General features: G+C 36.1%; 17 protein-coding genes. 13 read left to right on the forward strand and 4 right to left on the reverse strand.

Going from position 1 to position 23719, the window contains the following annotated elements:
* The first annotated feature begins 43 nt into the window (after nucleotides 1-43).
* Both FGD67_RS09625 and FGD67_RS09630 read left to right on the forward strand, forming a co-directional pair.
* Nucleotides 44-1183: a glycosyltransferase gene (locus tag FGD67_RS09625; RefSeq protein ID WP_257174808.1), complete on the forward strand. Its 1140-nt coding sequence runs from the start codon at nucleotides 44-46 to the stop codon at nucleotides 1181-1183.
* A 64-nt stretch (nucleotides 1184-1247) separates the two neighbouring features.
* A complete protein-coding gene (locus FGD67_RS09630) occupies nucleotides 1248-1688 on the forward strand; it encodes a hypothetical protein (protein ID WP_257174809.1) in 441 nt (146 codons plus the stop codon).
* 738 nt (nucleotides 1689-2426) lie between these two features.
* Here the strand turns inward: FGD67_RS09630 and FGD67_RS09635 are convergent.
* Nucleotides 2427-3920 (reverse strand): oligosaccharide flippase family protein, encoded by a 1494-nt coding sequence (locus tag FGD67_RS09635; RefSeq protein WP_257174810.1) that lies wholly within the window; start codon nucleotides 3918-3920, stop codon nucleotides 2427-2429.
* A gap of 547 nt (nucleotides 3921-4467) precedes the next feature.
* Here FGD67_RS09635 and FGD67_RS09640 point away from each other — a divergent pair.
* The 6 genes from FGD67_RS09640 (at nucleotide 4468) to FGD67_RS09665 (ending at nucleotide 11039) form a co-directional block, all read left to right on the forward strand.
* On the forward strand, nucleotides 4468-5808 hold the full coding sequence (locus FGD67_RS09640; RefSeq protein WP_257174811.1) for a phenylacetate--CoA ligase family protein: 1341 nt from the start codon (nucleotides 4468-4470) through the stop codon (nucleotides 5806-5808).
* Nucleotides 5798-6937, forward strand: coding sequence for a glycosyltransferase (locus FGD67_RS09645; RefSeq protein WP_257174812.1), 1140 nt, complete (start codon nucleotides 5798-5800; stop codon nucleotides 6935-6937). Before FGD67_RS09640 ends, FGD67_RS09645 begins: the two co-directional genes overlap by 11 nt.
* A 71-nt stretch (nucleotides 6938-7008) precedes the next feature.
* Nucleotides 7009-7641 (forward strand): polysaccharide deacetylase family protein, encoded by a 633-nt coding sequence (locus tag FGD67_RS09650; RefSeq protein WP_257174813.1) that lies wholly within the window; start codon nucleotides 7009-7011, stop codon nucleotides 7639-7641.
* A 6-nt stretch (nucleotides 7642-7647) separates the two neighbouring features.
* Entirely contained in the window at nucleotides 7648-8838 is a 1191-nt protein-coding gene (locus FGD67_RS09655) for a glycosyltransferase family 4 protein (protein ID WP_257174814.1), read from the forward strand.
* 25 nt (nucleotides 8839-8863) lie between these two features.
* Nucleotides 8864-10039 (forward strand): hypothetical protein, encoded by a 1176-nt coding sequence (locus FGD67_RS09660; protein ID WP_257174815.1) that lies wholly within the window; start codon nucleotides 8864-8866, stop codon nucleotides 10037-10039.
* Between the two features lie 7 nt (nucleotides 10040-10046).
* Nucleotides 10047-11039: a polysaccharide deacetylase family protein gene (locus tag FGD67_RS09665; protein ID WP_257174816.1), complete on the forward strand. Its 993-nt coding sequence runs from the start codon at nucleotides 10047-10049 to the stop codon at nucleotides 11037-11039.
* Nucleotides 11040-11066: 27 nt separating this feature from the next.
* On the opposite strand, the gene FGD67_RS09670 is transcribed toward FGD67_RS09665, so the two are convergent.
* Nucleotides 11067-14822, reverse strand: coding sequence for an Ig-like domain-containing protein (locus FGD67_RS09670; protein WP_257174817.1), 3756 nt, complete (start codon nucleotides 14820-14822; stop codon nucleotides 11067-11069).
* Between the two features lie 45 nt (nucleotides 14823-14867).
* A complete protein-coding gene (locus FGD67_RS09675; protein ID WP_257174818.1) occupies nucleotides 14868-16277 on the reverse strand; it encodes a TIGR03013 family XrtA/PEP-CTERM system glycosyltransferase in 1410 nt (469 codons plus the stop codon).
* A gap of 248 nt (nucleotides 16278-16525) precedes the next feature.
* Here FGD67_RS09675 and FGD67_RS09680 point away from each other — a divergent pair, with 248 nt between their 5' ends.
* Genes FGD67_RS09680 through FGD67_RS09700 form a run of 5 tightly spaced genes read left to right on the forward strand, consistent with a single transcriptional unit; the run spans nucleotide 16526 to nucleotide 22268 of the window.
* The gene (locus FGD67_RS09680) at nucleotides 16526-17149 is read left to right on the forward strand and encodes an XrtA/PEP-CTERM system exopolysaccharide export protein (protein WP_143323569.1); all 624 of its coding nucleotides are present in this window, start codon (nucleotides 16526-16528) and stop codon (nucleotides 17147-17149) included.
* Between the two features lie 38 nt (nucleotides 17150-17187).
* Complete coding sequence (locus FGD67_RS09685; protein WP_257174819.1) at nucleotides 17188-18780, forward strand: XrtA system polysaccharide chain length determinant; 1593 nt, start codon at nucleotides 17188-17190, stop codon at nucleotides 18778-18780.
* A 3-nt stretch (nucleotides 18781-18783) separates the two neighbouring features.
* Nucleotides 18784-19638 carry an XrtA-associated tyrosine autokinase gene (locus FGD67_RS09690; protein WP_257174820.1) on the forward strand — a complete coding sequence of 285 codons (855 nt, stop codon included), beginning with the start codon at nucleotides 18784-18786 and terminating at the stop codon, nucleotides 19636-19638.
* Nucleotides 19601-21223 (forward strand): TIGR03016 family PEP-CTERM system-associated outer membrane protein, encoded by a 1623-nt coding sequence (locus tag FGD67_RS09695; protein WP_257174821.1) that lies wholly within the window; start codon nucleotides 19601-19603, stop codon nucleotides 21221-21223. The genes FGD67_RS09690 and FGD67_RS09695 overlap by 38 nt, the downstream gene beginning before the upstream one ends.
* Before the next feature lie 4 nt (nucleotides 21224-21227).
* On the forward strand, nucleotides 21228-22268 hold the full coding sequence (locus tag FGD67_RS09700; RefSeq protein ID WP_257174822.1) for an XrtA/PEP-CTERM system-associated ATPase: 1041 nt from the start codon (nucleotides 21228-21230) through the stop codon (nucleotides 22266-22268).
* Between the two features lie 94 nt (nucleotides 22269-22362).
* Here FGD67_RS09700 and prsR read toward each other — a convergent pair whose 3' ends face one another.
* The gene (prsR, locus tag FGD67_RS09705) at nucleotides 22363-23712 is read right to left on the reverse strand and encodes a PEP-CTERM-box response regulator transcription factor (RefSeq protein WP_257174823.1); all 1350 of its coding nucleotides are present in this window, start codon (nucleotides 23710-23712) and stop codon (nucleotides 22363-22365) included.
* Nucleotides 23713-23719 lie beyond the last annotated feature (7 nt).

Below are 23719 nucleotides of genomic sequence, written 5' to 3' on the forward strand. Positions count from 1 at the left end.
TATGTAAAATATCATGCATTAAATAAAATAGGTTTAAATATACATGGATATAATTTTTTGGTCTTGTGCGTTCATATTAGCATATACCTTTGTAGGGTATCCTTTAATACTTAAAGTGCTAACATTTAGAAAGTCGCGTACAAAACTGCCTGAATTAAAAGATGCAGAATTACCAGCCCTTTCAATTATTCTATGTATATATAATGGTGCTAACCAATTAAAAGCAAGAATAGATAACTTAAAAAAAAGTGACTACCCACAAGATAAAATCCATATTATCGTAATTTCTGATGGTTCAACAGATAATCCAGCAGCAATAATTAACGCATTAAACCACCCTAATTTGACTTTTATAGAGTATGAAAAAAATAAGGGAAAATCTAATGCTCTAGCTATTGCATTATCACAAGCAACAACCGACTTAATTGCATTTGCGGATATTAGACAAACATTCTGCACTCACGCTTTAAAAAATATGGTAAAACACTTTTTAATTGACGGGGCTAATATTGGTGCTGTTTCTGGGAATTTGAAAATCGAAACAGATAGCGATAATAATGAAAGTGATCCAGGGTTATATTGGAAGTATGAAAAGTGGATTCGAGAAAAAGAAAGCGAACTCCATTCTATGCTTGGCGTAACCGGTGCAATTTATATGGCAAAACGCTCTCTGATCCCAGATATTCCGTTAGATATATTGTTAGATGATATGTTCATTCCGATGGCCATTGTAGATAAAGGTTACAAAATAAAATTTGAACCTTTAGCCATAGCAATTGATACTAGCTCGTCTTCAACCGCAGAGGAGTTCCACCGAAAGGTCCGCACATTGGCTGGTAACTTTCAGTTAATATCTAAGTTACCTTGGTTAATGTCACCTCTACGTAATCCTTTATTCTTTCAATTTTTTTCACATAAAGTTTTACGATTAATAATGCCTTATAGCTTGCTAGCAATGCTAGCAACTAGCTTATTATTAAATGGCTTTATCTACCAACAAATATTTGCTCTCCAAGCTATCTTCTATTCATATACTATCTTGGCGTATTGCATGATTAAGTATGGCCTGAAGTTACCTTTGGCTTCAGTATGCATAAGTTTTTGTAGTCTTAATTTAGCAGCCTTGATAGCAGGTTGGAAATACTTATATTTAAGTGCTGATCAGATATGGAAAAAACACTAGTGAAGCGAACTATAATATAAATCATGCTAAAAAAATAATTACCCGAGTCAGAAATCAAGGCTTCATGTCTACAGTCGCTTATTTCGCCTGCACAGTATTATTAGAAAAATTAGGTGTAGAAATTGTACTATTATTTGTGAGTAATAAAACGGACAAAGTAGTCAATGACAAACGTATCAGCCTTTTCATGCATGACGAGAGCTTGCCAAAAAATTTATTAGTACAAATTGAAGAAAAATACGGCTCTAAATACATAGAGAAAATGAATTCTAAGCGTGAAGCAGGCCAGATTATTGCTATCGCTAGTATCGGGGAATGTACGGCAAGTATAGCGTGGCTATCTAAAATAACAGAATCAACCTCACATGTAACAACGACCTATTGGGTTATACATGGCTCTTTAACGTTTGCCGAATACAGAAGTAAGCAACTCTACCCTAGTATGAAAAAATATTATCTAGCTTTGTCGCACAGTCAAAACTTCAATCAAAAATTTATATATTGAACCTTCCTAGACGAATAATAAAGCATCAATCAATTGCATTAAAAAGTGTGGGTTCTCCAATGCCGGTATTCTATTTCATTCCGAGATAAAGTTCTCATAAACAAACGTATAATAAATGGGTAGCACATGTTCCAATCTATAAAATTTCTCGAATTATTTCAGGTGTACAGATCCCCAGGGGAACGAAAATTGGGGGAGGGCTATTTTTACCTCACTTTGGAACAATAGTGATATATAAAAAAGCAACTTATGGTAAAGTTTATTCCTATATCACTACAATAGTAAAGGTGAAAATAGCGAAGACTTAGGTGTACCTTGCATCGGAGATAACGTGAAGACATCCTCATGGGCCATTGTTTTAGGTAGTGTAAAGGATTGGAAATAATGTAACGATTGGTGCAGGTGCTGTAGTCGTAAAAGCCTCCCCCTGACAATACAGCCGTCGTAGGTAATCCCGCAAGAATTATTCATCAATAATATCGAGAACCCCAAATAAAGAAACTATGATTTACTATAAATACTTGCTCTCCAAGCTATATTCTATTTATATACTCTCTTGGCGTATTGAATGCTTAAGTATGGCATGAAGTAACCTTTGGTTTCAGTATTTATAAGCTTCTGCAGCCTTAATAGCCGGTTGGAAGTATTTATATTTAAGTACTGATGAGTTATGAAAAAGCATTAGATAATTAATGCTGATATTTAAGCATTTCCCTTACTTAATCTTCTAATGATTTATTACTTAATCAGCTTCAACCTTAACTTACCATACAAGAACTTAATATCTTCTTTATCGACAAAAATAAACATATTAATAGTGATAATTAAAGGCGTAAATATAACCCCTAATAACAGTAAATTAACCCAAGTAATGGCGACGTATTTTTCGATCATGTACTGACCAAAAAAACCAATACTATAAGTAAGAATCAACGCCGTTATAAACTGCAGAACAACAGGTTTTAGGTTAAAATCGTTATACTTTTTAACTACTAGCAAGCTAAGTAACACATCTGACAAAAGAAAACTAATACTTGTTGAAATTGCAATACCAATTAGTCCGTATTGCTTGGCTAAAATAATTGACAATACAACATTAAATATTGCTCCAAACATACTCACAAATGACAGGTATTTATGATTTGCTTGTGCAAAGAGTAAATCTCTAATTGATTGAAAAACAGCACGGCATAAACATGAAAAAATAAGCACATTTAAAATCGGGATAGATTTTAAAAACTCTTGGCCTACCCATAATTGTACAAAAGCCGCACTGAATGCAAAGAGTATTGAGTATAGACAAGAGTATACTAAAATATTTATCGTGGTTACTTTTAAAAAAGTGTGTTCCATATTTTTATTATTAGCAGCCATTTTATTAAACATCGGCAGAAAAACACCGCTTACTGACATAGTGAATCCTTCAACAAGTGCTGCTAATCGACTTGCAATACCAAAAATAGGCACTAAGGACAATTCAAATAACTTAGTTACAAGAATGGGATCAACTCTATTATTAATTGTCTTAGCCACGCCAGTTGCTATAACATGTTTCGAAAAATGAAATAACTCTTTAAACTCCGTCAATGAAGCATGTTTCACACTAAAATTGAGTGAAGGCAACAAGCGTTTTATACAAATAATCTTTAACACGTTACTTATTAAATCGGCTGCTAAAGTCGCTATAACAGCACCATATATATTGAGTTCCAAGAGTAAAAAGTAGACAAGAATTGCTTTAATAATTGCGTTAAAAGAAGAAATATTCGCGTCAATATCATACCTAAGTAAACATGAAAAAAATCCATTGAAGCTGCACATTACAAAATCCCACAAAACTTTAATGCAAAGTAAGCTTAGCGATAATGTAAAAACTTCAGCGTTGGCACTGGTCATCCCAAAAACTAAAGGGTTTGTAGCCAATGAAAATAGCCCAACAACCGCTATAGCACCCAAGACAGAAAAAAGTAAAACACTCGTTGAAAATATTCGGTTTAAATTTTTGTCGCTTTTACTTTCCAATGCCCAAGTTATATGACGTTGAACAGCAGCAGGAAAGCCTAAATTTATAATATTAAACCACCCTAACATTGATAAAATTAGCAACCATAAACCATAGTTTTCAGTGCCTAATGTTGTAATCAAAAACGGGGTTAGCAGTAATGATATCGCTACTGTTATGATATTCTCAATAAATCTAAATAGGGAGCTTGAAAACAGTTTTTTAAACATAAAGGGCCTTAGATTTAGCTTATTAAATTTTAGATTAATGATGAATTATTGAAAAATTTATTTATGATGACATTATGGCATAGTCAATGTATTGTTGAAATTAAACAGTAATATATAACTAATATGAATCACTGTGCATTGAATATAGTAGACTTAACGAGTTTTGAATTATAGGTGGTTTAAGAACAATTCATGTGTTTTTTTGTTGTACTAGGCTTCTTAAATACCGCCATTATTTATTCTGCGTTACAGCGTGAAAAATATAGTATGGTTTGGTTTGGTTTTTAGGGCGTAGTATCAAGTGATAAATGCTCGCTTTCTTATTTATTCTTTTGATAACTATCATAGTGTTTTCTTTTATCATGCGCCCCTCATTATTAAAGATGAAGATCATCTCAATGAGCAGGGTTATTTTTACTTGATGCATTATTTTTAACACAAAGCGGCAACTCTTTTAATTCTGATTACACTGAAAAATTGCAATCAAGCGAAGCAGATTTCAACACTACGACAAACACTGCTTCCAAGGTCGACCAGGAAAAGAAATATGTACTCGAAGATATTACGCAATTACTTAATGCCTTTTTATGAAATGTTAAATAAAAAGGAGTTATTACGGCATCTGAATGAATATGAAAGTCATTTGCAATGGAACGCTGAACAACTTGCCGCACATCAATGGCAAGAATTATCCTTATTACTCTCCCACGCTTACAATACCACGTCTTTTTATCGTAAGGCATGGCAAGAGGTTGGTGTAACCGATATTCGAGATATAAAAAACCTAACTGATTTTAGCACCTTACCTTTAATTACAAAGTTGGATATCCAGCAGCATTACGCAGAGTTTGTTTCTAGTAAATACAGTAACAATATTCGAAAGTCGACAGGTGGTTCAACAGGACAACCCTTTCATTTTGAATACAACCTTGAAAGTAACACTAGGCGTGAAGCTATAATGTGGCGAGGTTATGGTTGGCTAGGTGCTGGCCTTGGCGAAAAAACACTTTACTTGTGGGGGGCTGACATTGGTGAAAAAACTTTTTTAAAAGCTATAAAAAACGACCTTTATCATGCTTTTTATAATCGCAAGATGCTTAATTCTTTTGCGATGAATAAAAACAATATGATGGAATATATTGATCAAATCTACCGATATAAACCCTCGGCGATAGTCTCTTATGTCAACCCACTGTATGAGTTAGCAAATTTTATAATAGAACATAAGATTGCAGTATATCAGCCAAAAACTATTTTGACCGGCGCTGAACCTTTATATCCACATCAACGCGAAACTATCCAACAAGCATTTAATTGCCAAGTAAATGATACCTTTGGTTGCCGTGAGTTTATGCTGATGTCTGCTGAATGTAGAAAAAATAACAATCTTCACATTAACAGCGATCACCTAGTGATTGAAACGGTCAATGAACAAGGACAATCGGTAAAAGGACTCTCAGGTGATTTAGCCATTACTGATTTGTATAATTACGGCATGCCACTTATTCGCTACTTAAACGGCGATAGAGCAACGCTTATTGAGACCGCTTGTAGCTGTGGTAATCCATTGCCAATCATGAAAAGCGTCGATGGACGCAAACTAGACATTATAAAAACACCTTCAGGAAAAATAATTCCAGGCGAGTTGTTCCCTCATTTATTTAAAGAGTTTACCTGTATACAACGTTTTCAAGTAAAACAAACAACATTAGACTCTCTCGACATATTAATTATTGAAAATACGCCCTTAGACATACTAAGTCGAGAAAAAATCACCTCCGAAATCAACAAATATACCCAAGGAGAGCTTGCTATAAACTTTTCCATTGTTAATGAAATAGCCCTAACTGTAAGTGGTAAGCATAGAGTAACTATTTGTGAAGTCTAAAAAAGATAACTTAACTATTATCACCAATTTGTATCCGTTACCGTGGGAGCCAAATAGAGCCACATTTAACAAACAACAATTTGAACAACTCGATGATGTGTATCAACGCAATATGCTAATTCCCGTGGCTTTTGGTGATTGGTTTAAAAATAGAAAATTATTTAAGCAAACAGAAAACATTCGATATGTGCCTTATTTTTATACCCCAAAAATCGGTAGACGTTTTTATAGTATATTCTTGTTTCTTTCTATTTTAATACATTCTGGATTGTGGCTAAAACGTAAAAAAAATCATATTTTATTTGCAAGTTGGGCATTCCCTGAAGCTATTGCGGTTAGCTGGCTAAGTAGAATATATCAAACAAAGTTTTATTTTAAAGTGCATGGCAACGATATTAATTTGCATGGCAATATAAAACCTAGAGCAAAACAAATTGTTGCAGCCGCTAAACACGCAAATGCTATTGTTTCAGTTTCTAATGCCTTGAAAGAAAAAATGATAGCTATGGGCATTGAAAGCAGTAAAATCAACGTGATTTATAACGGCGTTAATCATCAAGTATTTGGTTCCATTAAAGTAACACCGGTAACCACCCCATATATTTTATTTGTTGGTAACCTGAAAAAAGAAAAAGGTATATTTGAGTTACTTAATGGTTTCGCTGAAATTTGTCATTTATATCCAGACCTAACGTTAGTCTATGCAGGTCCAGGCGTTAATAAAAGTGTTTTGTTAAAACAAGCTGAACAGTTAAATATCAGCAATAAAGTTAGCATGTTAGGCACGATAAACCATCGAGACCTACCACAATTAATGGTCAATGCGAGATTAGTAGCTTTGCCTAGCTACAATGAAGGTGTACCTAATGTGCTACTAGAAGCGATGGCTTGTGGAACGCCAGTACTTGCTACATGGGTGGGTGGTATTCCAGAAGTTATTGACCAGAAAGTTTGTGGACATTTGGTTGAAGCCAAGCAGTCACATGCAGTCGCAAGGGGCTTGCAATTAGTACTAAATAAAAACTGGTCTAGAAATGATATAAAAAGGCATAGCAGCCAGTTTTCATGGAAAAAAAATAAACAGAGCCTTTTACACTTATTAGAAACAGACGAAGTGCTAGTGAATTGATATTGGTGATAATAATTTTTCTGTTACACTGTACCCTAGTGGACTTTCATTAAAATGGAACGGTAGATTTAATGTTACAAAAGCTCAAATATTTCGTAGGGTCTAAACTAATACCTAATCGCCTCTTTTTGATTGATAAAGGCCGCTCATCGAAGTCGCTTTATCTAACCTTTGATGATGGCCCTGTACCTGAAGTAACGACGCCCCTACTAGAGCTTCTAGGCAAATATCAAGTTAAAGCAACTTTTTTCATTGTTAGAGAGTGCGCTAAGGTACATTCTGAAGTGCTCACGCTTATTCATCAAAAAGGCCACGCATTAGCAAACCATACTTTTACTCACCTCCCCTTTCATAAAAGCACGATGAAACAAAAAATTAAGGAAGTGGTTGATACCAATATTTTAATTAAAAATATTGTCAATGAAGACTGTAAAATGTTCCGCGCCCCACAGGGCCGATGGGACATGAGGTTACTCTATCAACTCTCCCGGTTAAAAATACCCACCATCCATTGGAGTTGTGACTCTATGGATTTTATGAAAGAAAAATCAGATGTCATTATTAAACGTTTTGTAATTAACCCTATGAACCCAAGAGATATTTTACTTTTTCATGACGATGTTCCTCGTTGTATCGAAGCCTTAGATATTTTAATTCCAAAATGGCAAACACAAGGTTATACATTAGAAGCATTGGAGCAATAAATTATTATGAATATATTATTTCATCACAGAACTCGAGGGCAGGGCGCTGAAGGAGCGCATATCCGTGGTGTTGTCAAAGGTCTTACGCAACTGAACCATGTAGTTAACATACTCTCATTGCCAGGAGCAGAACCTGAATCAAATACAAATCTGAGTATGTCGCCAACTAAAGGGTATGGTGAAAAAATTAAAAGCACTAGTTTTTTTTCGAAACTTACAGAACTCACTAAATATGTTCCTGAATTTACATTTGAATTTTTTGAATTAATGTATAACTTTGTTGCATTTTGGCGAGTGAAGCAGAAAGTGAAGTCTTTAGAAATAGAGTTGATATATGAACGCTATTCACTATTCATGTTTGCAACAGTTTGGTGGGCTAGAAAGAATAATCTCCCTATTATTTTAGAGATTAATGACTCTTGCCTGGTGCATCGAGTTCGCTTATTAACATTTATTAAATTAGCAAAATGGATTGAAAAATGGATATTTAGCAATGCGACTGGTCTAGTTTTTATATCGAATCGATTCAAACAAGTTGCTACCGACGCCTATGGTGAAATTGCCCCTAGCGTTATTTCTCCAAATGCAGCGGATCTAGATAATTTCATAATAGATCCTTGCACTGGTAAAAAATTAAGAGAAAAACTTAATATAGATGATAAAGTAGTGGCCGGCTATGTTGGGGTTTTTGCAAAGTGGCATGGTGTAGAATGGTTTATCGAAGAAATAGTAAAAGACCTTTCTGAACATCCTAACTTAGTACTTTTGTTTGTAGGGGATGGGGTCAGTTTAGAGCCAATTCAGAACATGATTATTGAAGCTAATTTAGAGAGCCAAATAATTCTTACAGGTCGTGTTCCCCATAATGAAGTAAGCCACTATCTGTCCGCGATGGATTTTGGAATCCTCCCTGACTCAAACGATTATGGCTCCCCTATGAAGCTATTTGAATTTATGGCGATGGAAAAAGGAGTGGTTGCGCCAGACTTTTCTCCCATTACTGAAGTCGTAAATGATAATGAAACCGGTTGGCTTTTTCCTGCAAATGATAAAAGTGCCTGCGTCAAGCGTGTATATGAGGTTGCATCAAATATAGAAGTACAAAATCATGTTGGTAAACGAGCTAGAGTTTACATAGAAAACGAGCGTCAGTGGAAACACAACGCCGCACAAATTATTGGCTTAGTTTCCACTTAGCGAAACCTCATTAAGGAATAACAATATGCTTTTTAGCACTATAAGCATCATTATTTTCATAGGCATTGTACTAACAACGCTGATCATCAGAAAAAAGCAAATGCACTTGTGGTTAGGCCATTACCTAAAGCGTAAATTAAAAAAAACCAAGCATACCGTTGGCCCAAAACATATCATGTTTTGTTTTGTCGATCATTATGAACCCATGTGGGGCAAAGACATTTCTTATGAGCAAGAGTGTGCTCGTGTTGAGCGTTGGCATTTAGACTATCCAAAAGTTGCAAGCCAATTTAAAGATGCTGATGGCTGCCACCCTAAGCATTCATTTTTTTATCCCGAAGAAGAGTATCGCCAAGAACACTTAGATAAAATAACCAATTTATGCGCAGCTGGCTTTGGTGAAATTGAAATTCATTTACACCATGACAATGATACCAGTGATAATCTACGTAAGTTATTATTACGCTTCACAGAGACCTTGCATGTTAATCACGGCGCTTTCGTTAGGAATGAAGATACGGGGTTATTGCAATACACTTTTATCCACGGAAATTGGTGTTTAGATAACAGTCGCCCTGACGGGAAATGGTGCGGTGTTAATGATGAATTGATCGTATTAAAAGAAACCGGCTGTTATGCAGATTTGACTTTCCCATCTGCCCCAAGTGATACACAACCAGCCTACGCTAATGAAATTTATTATGCCAAAGACGATCCTGATCAGCCAAAATCTCATAACAAAGGCAAGATAGTAGAAGTTGGTGGTCATAATTGGGGCGATATGATGCTAATAACAGGGCCATTAGGTTTAAATTGGAAGCATCGTAAAAAAGGTATTTTCCCACAAATTGAAAATAGTGACATTAGAGGTTCAATGCCACCCACTAAGGATCGTATTGATCTTTGGGTAGATACAGCTATTCACGTGAAGAATAAAGAAGATTGGCTTTTTATTAAAATACATACCCATGGTACACAAGAACAAGATATGGATACGTTACTTGGTCACCCTTTTGAAGAAATGAATCAATATTTATTAGAAAAGTATAATGATGGTGATAATTATGTCCTTCACTATGTCTCAGCAAGGGAAATGTTCAATATTATTAAAGCGGCAGAGTCAGGAAAGAATGGCAATCCTAACGCCTATCGAGACTATCAAATACCTGCACCTACTTATAAAAACAGCAGTGCAGGATAATAAATAAATGTTGAAAAAAATAAGGCAAAAAACAGAGAATTTATTAGGGCTTTATCAATTAAAATGGCACAAAAGGCCTAATGCTGTCTATTGCTTTAACTACCATCGAATTGGTGACAAGAATAAAACCGCTTTTGATCCAAATGTATTTAGTTGTGATGCTGCACGATTTGAAGAACATATTAGGTTTTTCCAAAAGAACTTTACTGTTCTAAACTCCGAACAACTATTAAAGTTGATAGAGTCTGGTAAACCCATCGACAAGAAATATGCAGTCATTACTTTTGATGACGGCTATATAGATAACTACACGCTTGCCTATCCAATTCTAAAAAAACTAAACTGCCCTGCAATTTTTTATATAGCGACTGATTTCATTTCACAGCACACTTTGCCTTGGTGGGATGAAGTCGCTTGGTTAGTAAAAAATAACGATCTAAATGACTTTTTAACTCTTCCGTGGGAATTCCCTAAAAATATTACCACTACCGAAAAACATAGGCAAATACAGTTAATACTCAGAATAATCAAAGATAACAAAAGCACTCAAGTCAATGAAAAAATGGAAATATTAAGGGCAAAAGCGAAGAGAAACTTTGATGCTAAATTAGAGCAAGAAAAATTATTCATGGACTGGGATATGCTAAATGAAATGAATCGAAATGGCATAGATATTGGTTCACAAACATGTTCTCATCGAATATTATCTCATTTATCAAACGATGAGCAATTACATGAAATTGTACATTCCAAAACATTGCTAGAAGAGAAAATTAAAAAAGAGGTTATATCATTGGCTTACCCTGTAGGGGGCAGCGAATCTTACAATAAAACAACGTTAGACATAACGCTTAACGCAGGATACAAATTTGCATTTACCTTTATTCCAGGTATCAATAAAACGTTTGAACGTGATCAATTTACCATATCAAGGCTGTCAATTGATAATCAATGCTCTACAAGTGAGATAAAGCAAAGGATATGTAAATATATCAAATAATGTTATAGCTATTAAATCACTTTAGGGCTAATTACTGCATTTTCGTATTGAAAAGTCGACACTACTACGGCCAACATTACCAGCATTATCCTTAGCCAAAACCTCGAGTTTATATACGCTTTCAGTATTATCTTGACGATATAATTGCTCTATCTGAACATTTGTTAAAGCGCTATTCCAAATAGCTAAGTCATCTAAAGCACCTGCGAAATAACGATTATACATATCTGGGTGCTTCATACCTTTACCTATAGATAATTGTCGCTCGCTATTAAATGGCCAAGCTATTTCCGAAAAGGCAATGTTTTTTGACATAACTAATACGCCATCAAGAAAAATATCCACAAGGTTAGCATTTTTTCTTATAACGACATTTTGCCAAACATCAAGTGACACCACATTAGCGGCAGTTTGCACAACATTATTGTTATTGGCATTATTTTTATAGTCGCCAGAGGACCAAGTAAGTGATAAAGCATTATTGCTTTCATGTTTATTAGCACCTAGCGAGATAGCCCAACCATGTTCTGGCCCGATATAATTCCAATCTTGTGAAACAATGACACCTTCATCTCTTGAGGGTTTCATCCAAAATGACACAGTTATATCATTATCTATATTGAGCGATGTGCGGCTAAAGCTAATATTGGAATCCTCGCCATTAAAACGATATGCTAACTCATTAACCCCTTGTTCAGAGGTTATATTATGTGGAGTTCCCAATAAGTTAATGCCATCTTGACTGCTCACTGACGACTCAAGCTCATCTAAAGCTAGGTGAGCTTTAGATGAAAATAAAGCTATCGCAGGAAAGAGTGTATATTGACCACAATTGGGTAATACAACATTAGCGCCTGCTAATAACAGCTCACATGATTGAATAGAAAAATTATCTCGTGCTATATAATCAATAGTAGTGGCACCACAATACTCTTGATTAGATGTTGGACTTAGAATACTGACTTCAGGCTTTTTAATATCAGGAGTTCCGGGAGTTAAGGTTAGTGATTTTACAGCTAAACTGCCGAAGCTATCCCATGCTTTCACCGTTAAGGTATGAGGTTCACCAGATAAAACGTCACTGTTAAATATATGCTCAAACGGCGCCGCGGTAAGCGAACTAATTAACTCGCCCTGTAGAAGAAAGTCGACTTTTGCAATATCGTCTTCATCGCTAACTTCCGCTAATATAGTAGTCATTCCAGTAACTGTATCGTTATCTAACGGCGTAATAATATTGATTGTAGGTGGTGTATCTGGAGGCGTTGCAGCTATCGATGACCATTGCACAAGAGATTCTATCGTTTGACTACCTTGAGTCCAATAATTTACCCATGAATTACAAGCATCGGCGCTATCTAAATAGTGACAATATCTGAGATGAGTCCGCGATATAATCTTTGCTAAGGGTCGAGTACTTGACTGTATGGTTGGAAACTGTCCAACGGTGACCTTAAATGACATCTCAATCGATTCAGCACCACCTGCTAACTCAGGTATATACCATGCAACACCTTCAGGGTTTAGTATGCCACCATCACTAATATCACTAATAGTTAACAATTCAGTTACGCTAGACTTTAATATTTTATTATCGACAACGATATTTTTAGCAGCGATAGCATCTATATTTTTTACTTTCAGCCTGACTTCAAACTCTTGACCTGGATAATAAAACTCTGGCCATTCAACTAAGTTTTCAATATTCAAGTTGGGTGTCGTATTAGTTAAGGAGGTATTAAACAGCAGAAAGTCCATATTACTGGTTGTATTAAACCACCAATTAAATTTACGTGGAGGCGCTAAACGATAACTTGCCTTGCCAATTTTAGGTGCCGCAGTTCTCATCCAATAAGGTAGTGTATACACTGTTGCGGTTTTATACAGCTTGCTAATTGGAGCTAAATAACTTGCGTCACATGAGTCGTTTAAACAGCTAAAATAATAAGCTAGTGAAAATATCTTTGATACATCAAGACCATGCTCTAGATCACTTCCTCCGTCTCCTCCACGCTGCTGTAAGGTCAAATTGCTACCCGCAAGATAATAGGGGACATAAAAGCTATCTTTTCCGTGGTAGCCTTTCCATTCATATAAAGCAATACCCTCTTGTTTAAAAAAATCTGCCAGCTTTAAAATGAAACCAATCGCTTCAGGCTCCTGAAACTGAATATAAAAACGCTCAACAGCATCAACTAATATAGCTGACATCCAAGGACTAGCAATAAATTGATCGCCCCCTTCACCATGAGATTCCGAGGTATGCATTAGCCCACCAGTTAAAGGAACACCTGGTTCTGGTGTATTTTGCATTTTCAACAGATTATTAAATGTGCTGTACGCTTTTTCCTTAAAACTAAGATCGCCTGTTAACTCATATGCCGATGTGTACCCTTTGAGCTGAAAAGCAGCATGACGCTCAGTCCAAAAATTTGTTGTTACGTTATAGTCACTATTAAAGCTGTCCCAGGCGGGTACCATAGCGGTAATAATATTAGGTATTTTACTGTCACCAGTTAGGATAAAGTTTGTAACTAAACTTTCACCATAACTATATTTCATATCATCGTATTGTTTTAATCCAAAAAAACCTCTTTCATTAATATGGTTTAAGTAGAATTGAACCGCACGATGTCCTGCCCTTAAAAATTTAAATTCACCTGTTTTAAAAGCAAGTTGGTAGATGGTAGTCGCTCTATCGAATAGCCAAGCAGCATAACTAGAACGATGGGGAATTAAGTTGTCATCGATAACTCTGGGATCAACATAGTTTATGGCGGTATTTCCAAACAGTTCAAATGCAGTATCATATGCCGAAAAATCTTCATGCGTTCCCATCGGAAGTGTGCGTGTTTTTATAACACTATCCCCGTACCATTGCGCTGAAAATACAGCATAAACATTTGGTTCAAATACATTATCTTGCATCGTATAATGTGAATCATTTACCAATACCCAAATGTCTTTAACCGGCACTAATGTCTCGCTGATAAATTGTCTAGGTGTACCCCATTCTAATGTTAATTTTTTAGAGATTGGCTTACCGTATTTATCTTTCTCAAATAGAACTTCGGTTTGTACTATCGCAGAGCGAATGCTTTCGTCTTCTTGGTTGTGAGTACGCCATGGTAATATTTCTTTGGCAAAAATAGCGAGTTCATTACCTTGATCATCAATAATTCTAAATTGTTCGATGTTGGTTAAAAAATCTTTTGGAAAAGGAATACCAAATGAAATTTTCGTTAACACTTCAGGCACAGTACTTTCGATAGGAATAAGTAAAAAGTCAGTTGTACCCTGTTGGACTAATGATGGGTGAAAACTAGTACTAGGCTGGGCTGCAATGGTTTTAAACGAAAAGTTATGATTTTCTACCGATAATGATGCTGTCACAGCCGCTGATATGCTGACGATGTATTCACTATCATATCTGAAATGTTCTTTTGGAAGAAAAGACACTTTATCACCTAAAATGCTAAGTTCTCCATCGATAGGCTCTTTAGATGTGGCGCTATTCACAACAATAGCTATATCTTGTGCAAGTACGTTTTTAGAAAAATTAATAACGATTGATTTATCTATATCAACATTTTTTTGTTCGTCGTTCGGGAACGTGCTTTCAACCATAATATCCGACTTTGCTATTGGTAATCTCGGCCCAGGTATAGCAACCTTGATAGGCGCTAGGTTACTATTATTTGATTCAGCTTTACTCGAACCACCACAAGCGGTAAGCGCTATAATACCTAAAAAAAATGAGCAAAAAATTGGATATATAGCCATGTTTATCAGCCTTCTTCTATTTAAATAAAAAGTGCTCGAGAACTATTATCTGCCTTTACCAAAAAGTACAATTTCTACAGTACGAATTAATATCAAGAGATCGAGCAAAAAACTACGGTGCTTAATATAGTATAGGTCGTATTTTAGCTTTTCTAATGAATCTTCTTCAGTAGCACCATAAGGGTATTTCAATTGTGCCCAACCAGTTAAGCCTGGCTTCACATTATGGCGTTCATTATAATAAGGAATATTTTTAATTAACTGTTGAACAAATTCAGGTCGCTCAGGACGTGGCCCTACAAAGCCCATGTCACCACGCATAACATTATAAATCTGTGGCAATTCATCAATACGATATTTACGTATAAATTTACCAATTTTCGTGGTTCTATCGTCATTTTCTGATGCCATCTGCGCACCATTTTTTTCAGCATCGATACGCATACTTCTAAATTTAACAATACTAAATGCTTGGCCATCTAAACCGACACGCTCTTGGGAGTAGAATATTGGCGCTTTAAAGCCCTCATCAAGCTTAATAAGTAAAGCTGTAATTAGCATTACCGGCCAAGTAACTAAGAATAAAAAGAACCCCATAGTGGCGTTAAAAACCCAATCCAATGTATTGCGAAGGTGATTAGCCGACGCAAAGCCATTAGAATAAATCACCCAGCTAGGATAAATTAGATTGACCGCTATTTGGCCGGTCTCACGCTCTATAAAATCTAGAATTTCAGTAACTTCGACTCCTCTTATCTTACAAGCAAAGAGTTCATCAACAGGTAGGTTTTCGCGTCGTTCATCATTGGCAACAACGATTTCATCAATTTGATGCTCTAGAGCGTAATTTACTAACGAGGTGGTTAAAGTGATTCTATTTTCATTGACAATACCGTTTTCAGTATCACCATTCATGATAACGAAACCGTGCATAAAGAAGCCTTGACGATCGACATCACGACGCATACGTTTTTCAATGATTGATGCCCGTTCGCCAGCACCTAGCACAAGAACATTACGTTTGTTGAAGCCAAAAAAATCAATTTGAAGCGTTAAGTACCTTACTCCACTAGCGATAATCAGGCTAATTAAAGATGATGTAGCAAGTAGTTCAATGGCAAGTGAACCCGAACCGTAAAATGGATTAATTAAGGAAACAATAAAGAAGCCTATTGCAACAGAAACTAATAATCGTCTCACCACACCTCTAAAGTTTTCTCTTAATTTTGAGTTATAAAGCCCCATTGCTAGCGAGGACAATTGCACGACTAGAGCAAAAACTATGGCATGAATAAATAAAATATTAAGGGCAATGCTTTCGATATCAAAAGTAACAAAATTTAATAAGTTATTGAGATATAAGCTCAACAATAGGGCACTTGCAAAGCAGACAAACTCAATTAAGACTAAAGATTTGCTACCCGCAGATAAATCACGGAAATTAGGGCTAGACATATGGTTAGAAAGTTCCTTTCTAGTGAGAAAAATAAACCAGCATTAGACACTTTTACTTTTTAAGTTGTTTAAGTTGTATATTAGAATTGATTACTAGGTAAATGTAAACATCGCATATTTAAAATACAGCGATGACACATTATTTACAAAAATTTATAATGTGCATCAAATGTAAAAATCAAATACAATCGGTAAGCTTACATATAAAAACAGTTGTAAATAAAAAGGTTAATACCATGGAAAAAAGCATGACTAATACATTAAAAGCGCTTCTATTTCTTACACTGGCTTACATAGTAGCTGGGTGTAGTTCAGCCACACTGCCACCGGCAAAAATTCATCAATCTACCACCACTGACGTTGATTCATACAAATACCTTATCGGTGCTGGTGATGTTGTTAATATTTTTGTTTGGCGCAACCCTGAAGTTTCCGGCACATTTATAGTTAGACCTGACGGTATGATCACTACATCACTGGTCGAAGATATTCCAGTATCAGGAAAAACACCCACAGAATTGGCTCGTTCAATTGAACAAATTCTCGCCACCTATTTACGAGATCCTGTTGTGACAGTCACCGTAAATGATTTTGTTGGACCATTCAGTGAGCAAATACGTGTTATTGGTGAAGCAACTGAACCTCAAGCCGTTAATTATATTCAGCATATGACATTATTAGACGTAATGATCCGCGTTGGTGGTTTAACAGAATTTGCCAATGGCAACGGGGCGGTATTGGTGCGAGTAGAAAATGGTAAACAAAAACAATACGATATTTTTATAGAAGATTTAATTAAAAATGGTGAGATATCAGCAAACGTTGATGTATTACCTGGTGATATTATTGTAATACCTGAGACATGGTTTTAAGCGCAATAGAGTTATTTACCCTGTTTTAGAGGTCGGGAATGCAAGAAATTATAGAGCAAATTGTAGATTACCTTAAAGGTATTTGGCTTAAACGTCGATTTATCATTATTTCAACTTGGTTAATATGTCCATTAGCTTGGCTGGTTATTTCACAGCTTGATAATGTTTATGAATCTGAAGCTAGAATCTACGCTGACACACAGTCGATTTTAGGGCCGCTATTGAAAGGTTTGACGGTCAAAACTGATCCCGAGGTGCAAATTCGCTTAATGATTAAGACATTGTTAAGTCGCCCAAACCTTGAACGCATTACTCGTATGACAGACTTAGATGTACAAGCTAATACGCCTAAAGCTTATGAAGAATTAATCGAAGACTTAAAAACGGATATTATTATTAGAAAAACGGGTGGACGAAATGAGAACATCTTTACCATCACCTATAAAAACAAAGATCCTGAAATGGCCAAAAATGTTGTTAATTCTGCCTTAACAGTATTTATTGAAAATACCTTAGGCGAAAATCGCAGCGACTCAAATTCTGCGCAGAAGTTCTTAGACACTCAAATTAAAGAATATGAAAATAGACTATTAGCTGCTGAATCTCGACTAACTAGCTTTAAGCAAAAGTATAGTGGTGTATTACCTGGTCAGTATGGTGGCTATTATCAAAAACTCAATATAGTAAAAGAACAATTAAAAATAGTAGAGTTGAATTTATTGGAACAAGAAACCCAATTAAAATCTGCAAAAGCGCAATTGAGTACATCCCCTGCTGATACAACTAATTCACAAAATAAAATCATGAATTCTAATAGTATTCAAACCACTTATGATGATCGTATTTCAGAGTTAGAAACTTCTTTAGATTCACTACAGTTACGTTACACCGAAATGCACCCTGACGTAAAAGAAGTTAAGCGCAGACTAGAGCACCTAACGCAACAGCGAAGTAAGGAAATTGAAGAATATTTAAATGCAACTAAAGATGGTAGCAACAGTAAACTATCTACGAGTCAGAACCCTGTTATTCAACAATTACAAATTCAAGTAAATCAATTAGAAAACCAAATTGCATCAACCAAAGTACGAGCAAGCGACTATCGCCAGCAAGTTAAAGATCTTGAAAGTAAAATACATATTCTGCCAGAAATTGAAGCTGAATTGACTTCACTTAATCGTGGCTATGAAATTACTAAAGATAAATATGAGGAGTTACTTAATCGTAAGGAAACGGCACAATTAGCTCAACAAGCCGATGAAACGACTAATCCGATTCAATTCAGGGTTATTGATCCCCCAAGAGCAGCTACTGAGCCTGCTGGCCCAAAACGTATTCTATTTTTAATTGGCTCAACAATCTTTGCTTTTGGTGTCGGTGTTGGTTTATCACTGCTATTTAGCCAAATTAACCCTGTGGTTACTTCTAGCATGCAAGTTTCCAAAGAAACCGGTATTCCTGTATTTGGAATTGTTTCAGCGTCTGAAAACCTTGGCTTGCAAAAATGGCACAAAAAGAAAACATTAATATTTATAATTTCTAATAGTGTTTTACTAATAATGCTAGCGTTTTTCATACTTTATGCCATAGCCCCTAATATCATATTAGCGCCGTTCAGAGGAATTTTATAAATTATGAGTATCATAGAAAAAGCGCTAGCCAAACAACAAAAAGCGACTGAATGTTCACCTTTAGTTGAACCTGAAATTCAGGAGTTAAGCAACAATGAAACAGCAATAAAAGTAGATCAAAAAGCAGTCTTATCACTTGATAAAACTGGCTTAGCCGAGCGTGGTTATTTAATTGATAATGGTACACGAAAGAGTATCAAGGATGAATTTCGTCAGATTAAGCGCAAACTATTAAATAACGCTTTTGGTAACGCCTCTAAAACTCTTGAACATAGTAACTTGATTATGGTGAGTAGCGCTAAACCGAACGAAGGGAAAACCTTTGTTGCTATCAATTTAGCTTTAAGTATTGCCTTAGAGCAAGATAAAACCGTGCTATTAGTCGATGCTGATGTTTTACGACCTAGTGTAATTCGCGAGTTAGGTATTGAAGAGCAACCCGGGATTATCGACTATTTGCTTGGTAAATCGAAACAGGTTAGTGACATACTTTACAATACCGATATCGATAAACTTAAACTCATCCCTGCTGGCAAGCCCCATCATCTATCAAACGAGTTATTAGCCAGTGAGAAAATGGCGACATTAGCGAATGAATTAGCCACTCGTTATCCCGATCGTATTGTTATTTTTGATTGCCCACCATTGATTGGTGTTACTGAAACATTGGTATTAGCTAACTTAATGGGACAAGCAATAATTGTTGTTGAAGAATCAAAGACCTCTATCGCTGACATAAAGTTTGCGACAGAACATCTCAATGAAGATATGGCACTAGGGCTAGTACTCAATAAAGCAATCAGATCTCATAAGGACTTGTATGGCTATTACGGTTACGGATATGGCGCAAAAGACTAAATTTAGTGCGATTTTCCTCTCATTAGTTTGTTCCAATATTGCCTTTGCTGGTGAATGGCAATTTGAACCAAGCATTTTAATCGATGAAACTTATACAAATAATGTTGGCTTAGTTACCAATAACGAAAAGTCTAGTTTTGTCAATCAAGCAGGTATCAATATAGACTCTACGTATAAAGCGCGTAATGCTATATTTAATTTTTCATCAAAAAGTACCTATGCGACATATAGCCATAACCATGACCTTGATGATGACTTCCACACCATTGCCAGTGACTTTAGGTTACAGCTTTGGCCTAACGGTATTATATTAATCGGCTCTGCTGATATCAGTAATCAGTCAAGAAATGGCAGTAAAAATGCTTTAGCTGACATAGTATCAGCAGACACGGTACAGGTAGGAACCTACAGAGGAGGCATTGAGTATAATATCAACAATAGTGTCTTTATTGTAAATTCAGCTCTGGGCTATAACCAAACAAAATCAGAAGATGATATTGGTGATAGTGAAGGTGTAATCGCTAATATAAACAGCACTAATGGCAAAGGCGCCCGAGATTTTTTTTGGGACTTAGAACATAGCTATCAAGAACTTAAAAACAATAGTCAAGAGGGCAAACTGAGCGAAAGTGAAGCTAAGTTTGGCTTGATTACCGACTATAAAATTAACCCTTTCATTCGTTACTATAATGAAGACAATAGTGGTAATATAACTAATCCCAATCGTACTATTGAATCAAGTTCATACGGTTTAGGCCTTCGTTGGTTAATTTCACCCAGACTTTATCTAGATACTTCATATAACAAGCCGATTGGTAATAAGTTAGATTTAGACGGTAATGCACAAAAAGAATATATTAATGCCGAGATAACATGGCAGCCATCATCTCGTACCCGTTTAGAGGCTAGCTTTTCTGAACGTTTTTATGGTGATAGCTATGGTCTTAACTTTACCCACCGGAATAGACGTTTAACCAACACGGTTAGTTATATCGAAGATATCCAAACACTAACTCGAAATAATTTTTCAGCAAATATTATCGGCTATTACTTCTGCCCAAGTAGTAGTATTAGCTCAACCGAAGATTGTATTCTAGAAGACGGTACTAATATATTCCCTGACAATCCAAGTGACCCTGATAATCCCGGCTATCAAATTTTTCCGATCCAAGATTTCATCTTAGTAGAAGATAATGTTTTTTCGCTTAATAAAACCTTAACTTGGAACTCGACATTAGCACTAGCACGCACAACTATTACTTTAAATGTTAATAGACAAAAAAGAGATAACCTCGAAACTCGCATTAAAGATGAAACCAGTGCTGCAAGCTTAAATTTCAAGCGTGACATTAGTAGTCGTTCAAACCTCAGTTTAGATTTATCTTATACGGAAACTAACCTACAAATTGATACCGAGTTAGAACGTATCGATCGCTACAGACGCTACCAAATAGCTTACCAAAAATCATTAAATAGCGCATTATTGGTTAATTTAGCAATAAGTTATTTAGACAGAAACTCTAACAGTTCGATACTAAATTACCAAGAAGGTCGCATCAGCGCCAAAATTACCAAAGGCTTTTAGCAGTATGTATGAAAATTACTATGGTTTTAAAGAAAGACCGTTTCAATTGAGTCCAGATCCAAGGTTCTTTTTTGCCTCAAGCCATCACCAAAGAGCGCTGTCATACCTCCAGTACGGTTTAGATCAAGGTGAAGGTTTTATTGTGGTGACGGGCCCTGTAGGCACCGGAAAGACCACTATCGCTCGCAATTTATTAAATAATCTCGGTGACACAAGTATTGTTGCAGCACAGCTGGTGACAACTAAACTCAATCCACAAGAATTACTTGAGTTAGTGGTCTCAGAGTTTAACATTACTGTTGTCGGTGATAGCAAAGCAGATCTGTTACAAGCTATTGAAAAATTTTTGATTCAATTACATCAACAGGGCAAGCGAGCTTTATTAATTGTCGATGAAGCACAAAACTTACCCAGTGAAACGGTTGAAGAGTTACGCATGCTGTCTAACTTCCAGTTAGACAATAAACCTTTAATTCAAAGTTTTCTGCTTGGCCAAGAAGAATTAAAAGCCATTATTCAAGCGCCAAATATGGAGCAATTTCGTCAACGTATTATCGCTTCAGCACACTTAAAGCCCTTGTCCAAAGAAGAAGTTAAAGAATATATTAATCATAGATTACATCAAGCGGGTTGTAATAAGGACGCGCTATTTTCAGATGCCGCATTTGACCTTATTCATGATAAGACACTTGGTGTACCACGTAAAATCAATATTTTTGTCGATAGGTTACTTTTATTTGGCTTTCTAGAGGAGCTTGAAAGTATCAATGCTGAAGCGATCAATGAGGTGGCACAGGAAATGGAAGTTGAGCTAACCGGCTCACTTAATGCCACTGATCTCGCCAGTAACGAACCTCATCAAGTAGTAGTCAATTCTGCAGAAAAAGTTGAAAACATTAAAGAAATATTGCGAGAAGTCGAAGATATTTTAGAAAGTAACATCAAACAAAAAATCAAAATGGCCCGCTATGTCGATAAAATGCTCAAACATAAGAGCCGTATTTATACTGATACTGACGCTACCGAGACAACAAAAGAAGAATAATTACTCATACCCGAGCATGATAAATACATATTGATATAAAAGCCGCGTTAAGCGGCTTTTATGCTTCAGGATTTAATTTAAAAAGCGCTTACAACTAATCATTAATCGCTAGCTCATATTTCTCAATCAGAGAATACAGGGTCGGACGAGTAACACCTAACAGCTCTGACGTTTTAGACATATTGCCATCAGCTAAAGCATAAGCTTTTTGAATAGCGATTGATTCAGCTTGTTCACGCACAACCCTTAAATTAAGTGATAATTCAAAGCTAGCATCTTGCTGATCAAAAAAGCCTAAATCTATTGCAGTAACCTGTGTCCCCGTCGTCATAATTACCGAGCTTTTGACTTTATTCTGCAATTCACGAATATTACCTGGCCATTTATGGCCTTTTATAGCGCTTAAGGCATCCACAGAGAAACTTTTAACGTTACGCTTATACTCTTTAGCGTAATGTTGAAGAAAATACTGTGCAAGGATGATAACGTCCTCATCTCTATCTCGTAACGGTGGAATATTTAAGGTAATTTCACTGACCCGATAAAATAAGTCTTCTCGAAAGGTTTTATCTGCAACCATTTGCTCAAGGTTTTGATTGGTTGCGCAAACAACCCTTACATCAACAGCAATTTCTTGGCGACCACCAAGGCGTTCGATACACTTTTCCTGTAAAAAGCGTAGTAATTTAGCTTGTAGGCTATATGGCATATCTCCTATTTCATCAAGAAATAACGTTCCGCCTTCTGCACATTCTATTTTGCCTTTGGTCGTACGATGTGCACCGGTAAAAGCACCTTTCTCAAAGCCAAATAATTCACTTTCCAATAATGTTTCAGGAATAGACGCACAATTGATGGCAATAAACGGTTTATTTTTACGATCGCTGGCTAAATGTACCGCATTCGCGGTCACTTCTTTGCCTGTGCCACTCTCTCCTAACAGTAAAGCCGTTATTGCTGTTGGTGCAATACGCTTCACCATCATACGTAAGCGGTCAATACTTTCGCTGTTACCAATAATACCAATATCGCTACCTGCAACAGCACGCATTTTACGATTTTCGTCTTCAATTGCCGCAACACTAAACGCTCGAGCAACAATGACATTGATCACTTCAGTGTCCACCGGCTTTTGATAGAAATCATATGCGCCAGCAGCAATAGCGGCTAGGGCATTCGTTCGATCGTCATTACCGGTAATAACGATAACTTTACTGTGTGGAGCAATAGTTAAAATTTCTTGTAGAGCCGCTAAGCCTTCTGAAGCATTGGCTTCATCAGGCGGTAAGCCCAAATCTAAAGTGATAACTTTTGGTTCATGGCGCCGCACTGCTGCAATAGCACTCTGGCGATCATCTGCTAGTACAACGTCGTAGTCCGATAAGCTCCATTTCAATTGTTTCTGGATACCTTTATCATCATCTACGATTAGCAACTTTTCCATTTTAATA

It is taken from the genome of Colwellia sp. M166 (assembly GCF_024585285.1).
Taxonomy (GTDB): domain Bacteria; phylum Pseudomonadota; class Gammaproteobacteria; order Enterobacterales; family Alteromonadaceae; genus Cognaticolwellia.